13 protein-coding genes are annotated in these 12,914 nt (G+C 68.1%); 6 read left to right on the top strand and 7 right to left on the bottom strand.

What is annotated here, in order from left to right; translation table 11 throughout:
• Positions 1-9 precede the first annotated feature (9 nt).
• The 3 genes from murG to DAETH_RS03650 all read right to left on the bottom strand — a co-directional run bounded on the left by murG (position 10) and on the right by DAETH_RS03650 (position 3,152).
• On the bottom strand, positions 10-1,098 hold the full coding sequence (murG, locus tag DAETH_RS03640; protein ID WP_264776565.1) for an undecaprenyldiphospho-muramoylpentapeptide beta-N-acetylglucosaminyltransferase: 1,089 nt from the start codon (positions 1,096-1,098) through the stop codon (positions 10-12).
• A gap of 81 nt (positions 1,099-1,179) precedes the next feature.
• Entirely contained in the window at positions 1,180-1,938 is a 759-nt protein-coding gene (locus tag DAETH_RS03645) for an AIM24 family protein (protein WP_264776566.1), read from the bottom strand.
• Between the two features lie 44 nt (positions 1,939-1,982).
• Positions 1,983-3,152 carry a pyridoxal phosphate-dependent aminotransferase gene (locus DAETH_RS03650; protein ID WP_264776567.1) on the bottom strand — a complete coding sequence of 390 codons (1,170 nt, stop codon included), beginning with the start codon at positions 3,150-3,152 and terminating at the stop codon, positions 1,983-1,985.
• Positions 3,153-3,295: 143 nt separating this feature from the next.
• On the opposite strand from DAETH_RS03650, the gene DAETH_RS03655 reads away from it, so the two are divergent.
• The 3 genes from DAETH_RS03655 (at position 3,296) to DAETH_RS03665 (ending at position 5,150) form a co-directional block, all read left to right on the top strand.
• A protein-coding gene (locus DAETH_RS03655; protein WP_264775521.1) for an IS630 family transposase occupies positions 3,296-4,410 on the top strand; the annotation gives its coding sequence in 2 pieces (ribosomal slippage) (positions 3,296-3,713 and positions 3,713-4,410; 1,116 coding nt in all).
• Positions 4,411-4,476: 66 nt separating this feature from the next.
• Entirely contained in the window at positions 4,477-4,728 is a 252-nt protein-coding gene (locus DAETH_RS03660; protein ID WP_264776568.1) for an AbrB/MazE/SpoVT family DNA-binding domain-containing protein, read from the top strand.
• The gene (locus tag DAETH_RS03665; RefSeq protein ID WP_264776569.1) at positions 4,728-5,150 is read left to right on the top strand and encodes a PIN domain-containing protein; all 423 of its coding nucleotides are present in this window, start codon (positions 4,728-4,730) and stop codon (positions 5,148-5,150) included. The genes DAETH_RS03660 and DAETH_RS03665 overlap by 1 nt, the downstream gene beginning before the upstream one ends.
• 86 nt (positions 5,151-5,236) lie before the next feature.
• Here the strand turns inward: DAETH_RS03665 and DAETH_RS03670 are convergent, their stop codons facing one another.
• The 3 genes from DAETH_RS03670 to DAETH_RS03680 form a co-directional block, all read right to left on the bottom strand.
• Positions 5,237-5,821 carry a response regulator transcription factor gene (locus tag DAETH_RS03670; RefSeq protein WP_264776570.1) on the bottom strand — a complete coding sequence of 195 codons (585 nt, stop codon included), beginning with the start codon at positions 5,819-5,821 and terminating at the stop codon, positions 5,237-5,239.
• On the bottom strand, positions 5,818-6,909 hold the full coding sequence (locus DAETH_RS03675; protein WP_264776571.1) for a sensor histidine kinase: 1,092 nt from the start codon (positions 6,907-6,909) through the stop codon (positions 5,818-5,820). Before DAETH_RS03675 ends, DAETH_RS03670 begins: the two co-directional genes overlap by 4 nt.
• Before the next feature lie 155 nt (positions 6,910-7,064).
• A complete protein-coding gene (locus tag DAETH_RS03680) occupies positions 7,065-8,021 on the bottom strand; it encodes an MBL fold metallo-hydrolase (RefSeq protein WP_264776572.1) in 957 nt (318 codons plus the stop codon).
• 328 nt (positions 8,022-8,349) lie between these two features.
• Between DAETH_RS03680 and DAETH_RS03685 the strand changes: the two genes are divergently transcribed.
• The 3 genes from DAETH_RS03685 (at position 8,350) to DAETH_RS03695 (ending at position 11,006) form a co-directional block, all read left to right on the top strand.
• A complete protein-coding gene (locus tag DAETH_RS03685; protein ID WP_264776573.1) occupies positions 8,350-9,588 on the top strand; it encodes a M23 family metallopeptidase in 1,239 nt (412 codons plus the stop codon).
• Positions 9,589-9,696: 108 nt separating this feature from the next.
• Positions 9,697-10,530: a hypothetical protein gene (locus tag DAETH_RS03690; protein WP_264776574.1), complete on the top strand. Its 834-nt coding sequence runs from the start codon at positions 9,697-9,699 to the stop codon at positions 10,528-10,530.
• Positions 10,527-11,006 carry a GrpB family protein gene (locus DAETH_RS03695; RefSeq protein ID WP_264776575.1) on the top strand — a complete coding sequence of 160 codons (480 nt, stop codon included), beginning with the start codon at positions 10,527-10,529 and terminating at the stop codon, positions 11,004-11,006. Before DAETH_RS03690 ends, DAETH_RS03695 begins: the two co-directional genes overlap by 4 nt.
• Positions 11,007-11,116: 110 nt before the next feature.
• On the opposite strand, the gene lepA is transcribed toward DAETH_RS03695, so the two are convergent.
• Positions 11,117-12,904: a translation elongation factor 4 gene (gene lepA, locus DAETH_RS03700; RefSeq protein WP_264776576.1), complete on the bottom strand. Its 1,788-nt coding sequence runs from the start codon at positions 12,902-12,904 to the stop codon at positions 11,117-11,119.
• Positions 12,905-12,914: the final 10 nt, after the last annotated feature.

Raw genomic sequence — 12,914 nt, forward strand, 5'->3', positions numbered from 1 at the left:
AACGAGATTTCAATGCAAGAACCGCTCCACGAGGTCGGCGAAGCGCCCCGCCGCGCCCGCCGGGGAGCGCGCGAGGGCTGCCTCCCGCATCGCGGCGCGCTTGTCTGGCGAGGCACACTCTAGCACCGCCCCGCCCAGCGCCTCCTCCAACCTCGCCTGTTCGACCACCCGCCCCGCCCCCGCCTCCTGCACGCTGAGGGCGTTGTGAAGCTGATGGTTCTCTGCCGACTCGGGCAGCGGCACCATCACGAGCGGCACCCCGTGGAAGGCTGCCTCCGCGAGCGTGCCCGTGCCCGCCCGGGTGATCGCCAGGTCCGCCGCCGACCACGCCGCCACCGCGTCCACGAAGCCCACCGGCTGATACCACGGCAGGTCGCGCACGCGCGGCACCACGTCGGAGAGCCAGCGCGGCCCGGTAGAGTGGATCACCTGCACGGCGCCGCCCTCCGGCAGCAGGCCCTCCACCCCCAGGACGTGCCGTAGCGTGTCTGGCACGGCGCCGTTGAGCGCCAACGACCCCTGCGAGCCGCCCATCACGAGGATCGTCAGCGGTCCCTCCTGGAGGCCCAGCCTCGCCAGCGCCTCCGACCGGGGCAGCCGCTCCTCCCGCACGGGCATCCCGACCAGGGTGGCCTTGCGCCCTGGCAGGCCGATCACGCGCGGGTAGGCCGTGCCGACCGCCCGCGCCCGCCCCGCCGCGAGCCGCTGGGTCAGGCCCAGGCGCGCGTTCTGCTCGTGCAGGACGGTGGGGAGGCCCAGGCTCTGCGCCCCCAGCACGCCGGGCAGGCTGGCGAAGCCGCCGAAGCCCACGACGGCGCCGGGCCGCTTCTCCCGCAGGAAGGAACGCGCCTCCCTCAGTCCCCGCGCGGCCCGGAGGAGTTCGCGGGGGTCGGGGCGCCCCTGCCCGCTGCGGGCGAGCTTCCCGGCCTCCACCCCCTGAAAGCCCAGGCCCTGCTCCCGCGCCACCCGCTCCTCCATCCCGCCCCGCTGCCCGAGGATCAGCGCCTCGTGCCCGCGCGCCATCAGCTCTCGTGCGGTGGCGACCGCCGGGTAGATGTGGCCCCCCGTGCCTCCCGTTGCCATGACGACCAGATTCATCCGGGGGAGTGTAGTGCCTGGGTGAGTGGATCGTGGCAGTTGCCTCCCACTCACCACTCACCACTTCCCACTGACCTCGTCTCAGTCAAACAGATCCCCCAAAGCCCGCCCGACGCCTCCGCCGCCGTGGCTCTCGTCGCCGCCCAGGCCCTGCTCGAACTCCTCGTAGGGCTGTACGACCACGAAGCCGTCGCCCTGGAAGACCATCTGGTACGTCTCGCCGCCGCCGCGCCCGAAGATGGAGCGTAGGGAGGCGTCCATCCGCAACTGGGGCTGGAGGTTGCCGCTCCAGGCGACCGTCGCGTTGGGGTCGGTAAATATAGGCTCGCTGTTCGTCACCCGCAGGGTCAGCGGCTTGCCGTGGCTGAGGATGGCGACGAGGCCGCTTCCCTGAAGCCGCACGCTGAAAAGTCCGCCCGCCGCCATCCCCGCCGCTCGGCGCTGGATGGTGATGTCGTAGTTCACGCTGTCCTCGAAGGCGAGGAGGTCGTTGCCGTTCACGTTCAGGCTGTCGCCCGCCAGACGCAGGACGGTGATCTCCTTGCCCTGGTCGGCGAGGTACGCCACCCCCCGGCCCTCGATCTTGGCGAGGGGACTCATCTCCTGGCTCACCGCACGTTTGAGGGCCTTCATCAGCCCGCCCTCCAGGGTGCCCTCGCGCTTGAAGCTCAGGTTGCCCTTGTAGGCCACCATCGCGCCGAGCTTGCTCCAGATGCGCCCGTTCACCTTCACTTCGAGCATCTTGCTGCTCTCCAGCTCGAACACGTCGCCGGGATTGTCGCGCTCGGCGGTCTGGGCCAGGAAGTCTCGGAGGCTGTAGCTGCCCTCAGCATTCGTCATGCTTCAAGGTACGGCGGAAAAGTGAGTCGAGTTCCCATACTTGTTCAGCCCATCACCTCACCCACCCGGCGCAGCACCTCCTCGATCTGCTCCATGCCCGTCGCGTAGCTCAGGCGCACCTGCCCCGGCGCGGCGAAGTCGGTCCCCGGCACCACGGCGACGCGCGCCTCGTCGAGGAGGATGCGGGCGGCTTCCAGTTCGTCGGGGTGAATCCGGCTGGTGTCCGTCATCACGTAGAAGGCGCCCTGGGGTGTGGGGGTCGGGAGGCCCAGCGTGTTCAGCCCGGCCACGATCCGGTCCCGCCGCTCGCGGTAGGCCTGCCGCGCCATCTCGATGAACCGCGCCGTCTCCTCGTATTGGGTCAGGGCGGCGAGGGCAGCGTACTGCGAGACGCTGCTCGCGTTGCTCGTGCTCTGCGACTGGATGGCGTTCATCGCCGTGATCACGCTCTTCGGCCCGCCCGCGTAGCCGATGCGCCACCCCGTCATCGCGTACGCCTTGCTCGCCCCGTTTACCGTCAGCGTGTGCTCCGGCGCGTACCGCCCGATGCTGATTTGCGTGGCGTCGTACACCAGATGCTCGTACATCTCGTCCGTCACGATCATGAGGTCGTGCCGCTGCGCGATCCGCGCGACCGCCTCCAGCACGCTCGGCGGGAACACGGCCCCCGTCGGGTTGCCGGGGCTGTTCAGAATGATCATGCGGGTGCGGGGAGTCACCCGCGCCTCTACCTCCCCCGGGTCGAGCAGGAAGCCGGACTCCGGGGTCGTGGGCACGGCGACGGGCACCGCCCCCGTCAGCGCGACCATCTCCGGGTAGCTCACCCAGTACGGCGCGGGGATCAGCACCTCGTCCCCCAGGTTCAGCAGCGCGAAAAAGGCGTTGAAGAGGGCCTGTTTGCCCCCGCTCGTGACGGTCACGGCGTCGGGGGCATAAGTCAGGCCGTTCTCACGGGCGAACTTGGCGCTGATCGCCTCGCGCAGTTCGGCCACGCCGCTCACGGCGGTGTACTTCGTCTTCCCCTCCTCGATGGCCCGTACGGCGGCGGCCTTGATGTGGGGCGGCGTGTCGAAGTCGGGCTCGCCCACGCTCATGCTGATCACGTCCACACCCGCCCGGCGAAGCTCCAGCGCCCGGGACGAGACCGCCACCGTGGAGGAGGGCTTGAGGCTCAGGGCACGCCGGGAGAGCCGAAAGGGGGAGGAGGTGGTCATGGGGAGAGGGTACAGGGGGCCTGGCGTGACGAGGAACGCATAGGCTAGCTGTACTACGAACGGCGGGAAAACAATATTCGAGTCCCGCTGCTGTTAAGACCCTAGTGGTCGACCACGGACAAGAGAAGGTCTAAGATGAGGGTATGGGACGGCGGAAGCAGTTTGTCGTGACGCTCAGCGATGAGGAGCGTCGTCAACTTACCGACATGACGCGAAAGGGCGTGATCAGTGCGCGGGTCATGACCCGCGCACGTCTCTTGCTTCTGGCTGACCAACAGTTGAAGGATGATGACGTGGCCGAGCGGCTGGACATCAGTCATTTGACGGTCGCCAGCATTCGGAAGAAATACACCCAAGGTGGGCTGCAAGCCGCCTTGTACGAGAAGGCTCGTCCGAAACCGCCGTCAAAACTGGGTCCTAAGGAGACAGCAATCCTGATTGCAGAAGCCTGTTCAGGAGGTCCAGATGGGCAAGCCAAGTGGACCATGCAACTCCTTGCAGATCGTTTGGTGACGCTGGGCGTAGTGGAAAGCATCAGTGATGAGACGATCCGGCGAACACTGAAAAAAACGACTTGAAGCCCTGGCAAGTCCAGAGTTGGTGCATCGCCAAAGTCGGCGCTGATTTCGTCTGGCGCATGGAAGAGGTGCTGGACACGTACGCTGAGCCGTATGATCCACTGTACCCCGTGGTCTGCTTCGACGAGAAGTCCTATCAATTGTTGGCGCACATCACTGAACCGCTTCCACCCGTGCCGGGACACCCGGCACGGGTGGACTACGAGTACAGGCGTTGTGGAACGGCCAATCTCTTCATTGCTTTTGAACCCTTGACCGGGCAGCGGACAGTCACCGTGACCGAACGTCGCAGCAGCGAGGAGTTCGTGGCACAAATGCAGGCTCTCCACTTGCGCTACCCCGAGGCGAAGACAATTCGCCTGGTGCTGGACCAACTGTCCACGCACACGCCGTCCTCGTTGTACCAGCACCTCCCGCCCGACGAAGCAAACGCCTTGAAGAGGCGGTTTGAATGGGTCTACACGCCGAAGCACGCTTCCTGGTTGAACATGGCGGAAATGGAATGGTCAGTTTTGGAGCGACAGTGCTTGAGAAGACGGTTGGCAACCTTTGAGGAACTCAACAATGAAGTCAAAGCCTGGGAAGCGGATCGAAATGCTCGGTCAGTTAAGGTGAGCTGGCAATTCAATACAGACAAGGCACGAGTGAAATTAAGCCGCCAATATCCGTCCCAAAATTAGGCCTAGCTATGTCTGTGGTTATCCACTAGCCCGGTCTTGCTATCCTTGGCAGTAAGGAGAGCCGAGATGGCAAGGACAACCTTAACCAGTAAGGGACGAATTACCATTCCGCAGGAGGTTCGAACCGCCCTGGGGCTGGAGCAGGGTGATCAGCTTGTCATCGAGGCGACGGAGGACGGCTTTCATGCCCGGGTCGTCCGTAAACCGCGTGCCGCGTCCCTTCAGGGCATCCTGCGCGGTGCCGTCGCGTACGAGGGCGAAGAAGCGGAACGTGCTGCCGTCGCCGAAGCACTCGCCCGGAAGCACCGCCTTCGCTGATGCGCACCCCGACTGCCCCGGTGTCCGCCGCCCTGCTCGATGCCAACATCTTGCTGCGATACCTGACGGGTGATCCCAAGCCCCTTGCCGACCGTGCCCGGATGTTGTTCGAGCGGGCCGAGCGCGGAGAAGTGCGTCTGATCCTGACCCCGCTGACGGTCGCAGAGTGCGTGTGGGTGTTGAAGTCTTTCTATAAACATCCCCTCCCGGTCATTGCCAGCGCTCTGCAACAGGTTATGGCCCTGGGTGGGGTGACCACGGGGCAGGAGGGGGTGGTCGGCGACGCGCTGACCAGCATGGCCCGCCACAACGTCGATTTCGCCGACGCTTACCTGGCCGAACTTGCGCGACGTGGGGGCATGAGCGTGGCGACCTTCGACGCGGATTTTGGGCGGCTGGGTGTGACCCTTCTGGCACCCTGAGAGGAACTGCCGGGCACTGCCCAATCCAATAGAGTGAGGGGGCAAGCCCGCTGGCCGCCCCCCGTCCTCCTCAACGCTCTCGCCCCTCAATGCAGCAGCCCGATGCTGCGTGCGCGGCTCACCGCTTCCGTCCGGTCGCGGGCCTCCAGCTTGGCGTACAGGCGGGCGAGGTGGTCCTTGATGGTGTCGGGGCTGACTCGCAGGTTCTTGGCGATCTCCTTGTTGCTGTAACCCTGGGCGAGCAGCGGCAGCACGTCCGACTCGCGGGGGGTCAGGCGCGGCACGTCCACGTGGGGCAGGCGGTCTACCTCGGGGTGCGCCACGATGTCGCGCAGTTGGCGGGCGAGGCTTTCGGGGTCGGACTCCTTGCTGACGTAGCCGCGAGCCCCGGCGGCGCGGGCGGCCTGCACGATGGCGGGCTCGGCGAAGGTGGTGATCAGGACGCTGACGACCTGCGGGTTGGTCTGGCGCAGGCGGTCGCAGACCTCGATGCCGGTCATGCCGGGCATCTTCACGTCGAGCAGGGCGGCGTCGGGCTGCCACGTGCGGCAGGCCTCCAGGGCGCGCAGGCCGTCGGCGGCCTCGGCCACCACGTCGAAGCCCTGGTGCAGCAGCGCGTACTTCAGGCCCATGCGGAAGAGGGGGTGGTCATCGGCAATCACGAGTCTCATGGCGTTACCTCCGGCAGGTGCAGGGTGAGGGTCGAGTGGACGGTGTCGGGAACGTCGTGACGGGGCTCGTCACGCTCGGGGAGGTCGGTGGGTTCGGGGCCCAGCGGCAGGGGGACGCGGTCGTAGGTCAGGGAGCCGCCGTGCGCCTCCGCGACCCGCCGGGCGATAAAGAGGCCCAGCCCGGCGGTCCCGGCGGTGTACTGCTGCCCGGCGATGGTGACGGGTTGCGCGTTGAAGGGCTGCGCGAGTTCGGTCAGGGGTGCGCTCAGGCCGGGGCCGTCATCGCGCACCTCCACCCCGGCCGGGGTGACGGCGAGTTCCACCCGGGTGCGGGCGTAGCGCAGGGCGTTGTCGGCGAGGTTGGTGACGGCCCGCTCCAGGGCGCCCGCGTCGGCGTGGGCGGTGCCCGTCCCGCTGACCGTGAGGCAGAGGCCGCGCGACTGCGCCCGGGACAGGAGGCGACGGGCCACCCCGTCGAGCACCGGACGGAGCGGGGTGGGCCGGGCCTGCACCCGCACGTCCTCGCGCTCGTAGCGGTGCGCGTCCGCCATCTGGCCGACGAGGGCGAGGAGCCGCGCGTTCTCGGCGAGGAGGTGTTCACCCACCTCGCGCCGCTCGGCGTCGGTGAGGGCGTGCTCGGTCATGGTGCGGGTGAGGTGCCCGGTGGCGATCAGGGGCGTCTTGAGGTCGTGGACGAGGGTCGCCATGAAGGCGCCTCTGCGGCCCTGCTCGGTGCCCAGCCGGTCCAGCAACTCCGCGAAAGCGTCCCGCAGCGCGCGGATCTCGGCGGGGTCGTCGCGGTGGGGCCGCGCGAAGTCGCCCCGCTGCACCTCCGCCTCCAGGCGGCTGAGCGGGCGCAGGAGGGCGCCGCTCAGGAGGTAGCCGACCAGGCCGCAGGGCGCCGCCACGAGAGCCATCCAGGCCAGCAGTGTGCCGGAGGGCAGGTCGGGCCGCGCGCTGAGGGTGAGCACCAGGTTCGGCAGGAACGCCAGCAGGAAGATCACCAGCGTGAACTGGGTGCGCAGTGTCCCCGGTGACCGCGCCGGGGCGGTCCGGGGGATTCGCGCGGAAAGCTGACCTGTGCTCACGTCCCGGAGTGTAGGGAGTGAACTCTGACAGAACCCTCACGGACGGAGTGGTCAGGTGCGCCCTTGTCAACCCCCTCAACCCTCTGCCCCTGACGGGGGTAAAGGCGCCCCCACAAGACGAACGCGGCCCACCCGGGAGCCGCGTCCTTCCTCCGTCAGCGGCTCGAACGCCGCAGCAGCAGCACCAGCCCGGCCCCCGCCAGGGCGTACAGCAGCAGCCTTCCGCGTGAGTCGGGGGCCGACGACGTGCCGCTCGGCCGGGTGATGGGCACCGGGTGGTCCAGGTACCAACCCCGCACGGGCCGCACCGCCTCGTCGAAGTTGCGGGCGAGTCGGTGAAGCTCTATTGCCATCTCCGGCCCGAACATGGGGTGCCCGTGCCCGGTCGCGGCAAGGTCGGGGTCGAGGTTCGCCAGCGTCCGCATGGAGTCGCGCGCCGCGTCCCAGTTGGGCGTGTAGTACGCGGGCGGGCCGTGGACGATGGTGGGCTTCGAGGCCAGCGCCCCCGTCACCGTCTCCTGCTTGGTGGTCACGAAGGCGTCCCCCACGACCAGCGCACGGTCGTTCTCCCGCCAGAGCGACACGTGTCCGACCGTGTGCCCCGGCGTGTGGAGCCAGCGCCAGCCGGGAAGGTGGGGAACCGAGCCGTCCCCCGGGAGCGCCTGGACGTGGGGCCGGAAGTCGAAGGGCCCGGGGACGAAGGCCGGGGACAGCGCGCTCATCACGCCGCCCACCGTGGGATCGGGGAAGGGGTAGGGGTGCTCGCCCGTGAGATAGGGCAGTTCCAGCGGGTGGGCGTACACCGGCACCTGCCACTCGCGGAGCAGCTCGTGCAGCGCCCCGATGTGGTCGAGGTGCCCGTGGGTCAGGACAATGGCCTCGGGCGCCCGCCCCCGGTGATGACGCTCCGCCGCCGCGCGGATCAGCCCGGCGGTTCCCACCATGCCCGCGTCCACCAGCACCCACGGCTCCCCCGGCTGGCCCAGCAGGTAGACGTTCACCATCGGCAGCCGTACCCGCACCACGTCGGGGCGCAGGACCTGGGTGCCGCCGAAGGTCGAGACGGGGGGAGCGGGGGGACGCACGGCGTCGAGGGCGGGGGACTGGGTCATGGGAGGGTCCTTTCGGGTGGAAGAGGATGAAGGCTCTCCCACACGCTAGGGACTCGGGCGGGGTGGTGGGCGGCAACGGGGCTTAGGGAGGCTTAACGCCCGCCTGGCCCCGTGGGCGGGGAGGCTGGGAATCCGCCTCGCCCTTCCGCGAGGAGCCCTGAAGGCTGCTCTCAAAGATGGTGCCCACAGGAAGGCCGCCCGATGCTCGAGGTCGTTCGGCATCTGGCGGGCGGAGGTGTCGAAAACCTCGCGGTGCGTCAGCAAAGATGAAGCTACCTTAAAGGCGTCCGGGAACAATCCACACCTTTTCCCCGCAAGGAGCCTCCTCATGCGCCGTGCGTTCATCCCGCCTGTCGTGTTCACCCTCACCGCCGCGCTCGCTGCCTGCGGACCGCTGCCGCCTGCCCAATCGACTGTGGAACACGACGCCAGCGTTCAACAGCCCGGCCGGGAAGCCCTCACGCCGTACTACGTCTTCGCGGAGACTCCACGGGCCCATCTGGTTTCGGGCAGCACCCTGATAGGGCAGGACCGGGCGCGGGTTCCCGATGGTCGCCTCTACCTGCAAGACAGGCAGACGGGAGCCTCCCGCCTGCTCACGCCGCCCGCCCGGTTCGGCGAGTCGTTCTACGCGGACGGCGGCGCATTCTCACCCGATGGGCGCACCGCCTACACCGTGGTCAACGCGGGCGGGGACTGGACCCTATATGCCATCGACACGGAAAGCGGGGCGGCGACGCCGATCCTGACCCGCCAGACAGCCCTCGAACACGGGCTGACGGAGGCGGAGGGCAAGACGCTGACGGTTTCCCCCGACGGTCGCCAGCTCGCCTTCCGGGGCTACACCATCCGGTACGACGAGGGGTTGGGCACCATCACCCACACCAACGCGCTGTACCTCATGAACCTGACGAGCCGAGTGGGGGCGCAAGGCGCGGGCCCCTCCCTCGTCAAGGTTCCCATCCGGGGCACGGGAGGCCTCCCCTCCCCGAGCTTCGACTCACAGGGGCGCCTCGTGGAGACGCCGGGACGCACCCCCCGCCTGTCTGAGGCCGTCGAGAGACCGTTCAAGGTGCAGGACCTCGGGGTCGTCGGGCGCCTTCCGATTGCCGGGACCGTGGCGCTCAGCCAGTCCTTCCACGGCTCGGGGTACGCGGGCGGAAGCTCCTGGGGCCTGGGCCTCGACTTCGCGCCCCGCCCGCAGGGCACGACGATGGCCGCCCGCTCCATCGCCAGCGGGGTGGTCAAGAACGTCTACTCCAGCGGGTGCGGCGTGTACGTCGTGGTCGACCACACCACGACGACCGCCGACACGTACTACTGCCACCTCGTCACCGGCAGCCCGGGCACCTACGGCATGGCCGCCGGAAAGGCGTTGTACGAGGGCCAGCCCCTCGGCACGGTCGGCAACACGGGCGTCTCGACTGGCGTCCACCTCCATGTGGCGCTGATTCAGGGGGATGTCTTCGGCCTGCGCGGGCGTGACCCCACCCGTACCGGGTGCGACATCGCCAGCGGCAACTGGACCGTGGGCCGGGAGTACCAGTACCTCGCCGACCCCTGCTGAGAACGCCGTCCCGCGAGGGCGAACAACCCGCGCCCTCCGCTTGTCGTGGCGACCGCTGCCGGATCAGCCCGTCGTCACGCCCCAAGGCTACCTTTGTCCCGGAGCCCCATGTCCTGCAGACCAGTCCTTGTCCTTGCCCTCCTCGGCGTCGCCGCCGGTCAAGCCCTCGCCTCCGGCACCTCCTGGCGAGAACCTGCCGGCCCCGGAGAGGTGGACAGCCGCGTTCCCGACCCCCACGAGCAGCGGGTCTTCGCGCAGGCGTACTGCGCGGCCCGGCCGGGGTCCACCTGCACGCCACGAACGGTCGGTTCCCTCGTGTTCTACGACAGGCTCGTGTCCACGCTGGTCGTGTACGGCAGCTTCGCAAAGGCGAACGCCCGCGAGGCCCTCGTGACTCAGTGTGCCGCCGAGAGCGACCGTTGCGAGGGCGTGACCCTCTTTCGCCGCCTGGGCAACCGCTGGAACGTGGTTCACCGGACGCCCGGGATCACGCCGCGCGAGTGCCTGAAATTGCGTGGTGTGGACGGGCGGGACGTGCTCGCCTGCCGGGGCAACACGATCTTCCTGCCCGGCCCCGGCTTGAGCCTCGATTTTGTCGCTGTAGGTGGAAAGCGGACGTACAGAAAGCCGCTGCTGCCGACGCGGAACCTGAATTGCCAGAAAACGCAGGACGCGGTGAACTTCGCGTGGCTCGGGGACTGGTCCCGGCGGGATGTGGACGGCGACGGGCGTGCGGACCTCACCGTGCAACTCCGGCAGTACCGCCTGACCTTCGCCGACGAGGAGGGATGCCTGGCCCGCGACGCCCGGAGCGTGCAGGAAAAGACCACGTCGCTTACCTGGTTCATGCGGGGCGACACGCTGGTGCCGGATGGGTCTGCGCGCAGGGCGGTCCACGAACTGAAGGAGGTCTCGGGCCTGAACTCTACACTCGCGGCATGACGCTCGGCCTCAAGCGCGGTACCGTCGAACTCCGGCCCTCCTCGCCCGACTACCCGGCGCTGTTCGACGAGGAACACGTTCGTGTGCAACACGCCCTCGGGCCGCTCGCCACCGATATCCAACACGTCGGCAGCACGAGCGTTCCCGGCCTGATCGCCAAACCGATCCTCGACCTCGCCGTTGCCGTGCGTGACGCGGGCGCGACGGCGCTGTGCGTCGAACCTCTCGCCGGGATCGGCTACACCTTCATGGGTGACCGGGTGGGCAACGGCGAAGCCTTCTTCGCGAAGGGCGGCGACGAGGCGCGTACGCACTACTTCCACCTGCTGCCGATCAGTCATCCTCATTGGCGGGCTTACCTCGTCTTCCGCGATGCCTTGCGCGAGGACGCCGAACTGCGCGACGAGTACACGGCGCACAAAGCCGGGTTCATCGAGCGGGTTTTGCAGCGCGGCCGCGTGGACGGCGAGCGGTAAGCGCGTCCAACACAACCCGAACTCTCGTGGTGGCCCGGGGCTCCCCGCAGTGCCCCAGAAACGAAGGGGCCCCAGCACGCGCCGGGGCCCCCTCTTCGTCCCGCTTTCCCTCACTCCTCCGTGCTCAGCACCGCCAGGAAGGCCTCCTGCGGCACCTCTACCGTGCCGATCTGCTTCATGCGGGCGCGGCCCTTCTTCTGCTTTTCCAGCAGCTTCTTCTTGCGGGAGATGTCGCCGCCGTAGCACTTGGCGAGCACGTCCTTGCGGTACGCCTTCACCGTCGCGCGGGCGATGATCTTGCCGCCGATGGTCGCCTGCACGGGCACCGGGAACATCTGTCTCGGGATCACCTCCGCCATCTTGTCCACGATCTTGCGGCCGAGAGAATACGCCTTGTCCTCGTGGACGATGACGGCCAGCGCGTCCACCACCTCGTTGTTCACGAGGATGTCCACCTTGCGCAGCTCTCCCTCGCGGTAGCCGATCTGCTCGTAGTCCATGCTGGCGTAGCCGCGCGAGATGGACTTGAGGCGGTCGTGGAAGTCGTAGAGGATTTCGGCGAAAGGCACCTCGTAGATCAGCTCCACCCGCTTGCCGACGTAGTTCATGGTGACCATCGAGCCCCGGCGTTCTTGCAGAAGCTGCATCACTGGGCCGACGTACTCCTCGGGGAGCATCACCGAGAGCTTGATATATGGTTCCTCGACGGTCGTGATACGGTCGCGGGTCGGGAACTCGGCGGGGTTCTGCGTCTCGAAGACGGTGCCGTTCGTCAGCGTGACCCGGTACACCACGGCGGGCGCGGTGGCGATCAGGTCGAGGTCGTACTCGCGCTCCAGCCGCTCCTGAATGATCTCGGCGTGGAGGAGGCCCAGGAAGCCGCAGCGGAACCCGAAGCCCAGCGCCTCGGAGGTCTCGGGCTCGAAATTGAAGGCCGCGTCGTTGAGCTTGAGCCTTTCCAGCGCCTCGCGCAGACGGCGGTAGTCCTCGGTGTCGGTGGGGTAGAGGCCCGAGAATACGACCGGCTGCGCGGGCTTGAAGCCGGGGAAGGGCTCGGGGGTGGGGCGGTCCTTCTGCGTCACCGTGTCGCCCACCTGCGCGTCGTGGATGTCCTTGATGCCCGCCGCGACCCAGCCGACCGAGCCCGCCGGGAGCGACTCGCCCACGACGAGGCCCGGTGTGAAGGTGCCCACCTTGTCCACCTCGAAGGTCTTGCCCGAGTTGAAGAGCATGATGGGCTGCTTGGGGCTCAGGGTCCCCTCCAGCACCCGCACGAAGAGGATCACGCCCTGGTACGCGTCGTAGAAGGAGTCGAAGATCAGCGCCTTGAGGGGCGCCTGCGGGTCACCGGGGGGCGCCGGGATGCGCTCGACGATGGCCTCCAGCAGGTCGTCCACCCCCTGCCCGGTCTTGCCGGAGGCGAACACGGCGTCCCCGGCGGGAATGCCGATCACGTCCTCCAGTTCCTTGGCCGCACCTTCCGGGTCGGCGGCGGGCAGGTCGATCTTGTTGACGACCGGGACGATCTCCAGGTTGTTGTCGATGGCGAGGTAGGCGTTGACGATGGTCTGCGCCTCCACGCCCTGCGAGGCGTCCACGAGGAGCAGCACGCCCTCGCACGCGGCGAGCGAGCGGGAGACCTCGTAGTTGAAGTCCACGTGACCCGGCGTGTCGATCAGGTTGAAGGTGTACTCCTCGCCGTTCTCACGCTTGTACGTCAACCGCACGGGGGTGGATTTGATGGTGATACCGCGCTCGCGCTCCAGTTCGAGCGTGTCGAGCGTCTGGTCGCGCCTGTCGCGCTCGCCCATCGCGCCCAGCCGCTCCAGGATACGGTCGGCGAGCGTGGACTTGCCGTGGTCCACGTGGGCGATGATGGAGAAGTTCCGAACGTTCACACGAGCAGTG

The organism is Deinococcus aetherius (assembly GCF_025997855.1).
GTDB classification, from domain to species: domain Bacteria; phylum Deinococcota; class Deinococci; order Deinococcales; family Deinococcaceae; genus Deinococcus; species Deinococcus aetherius.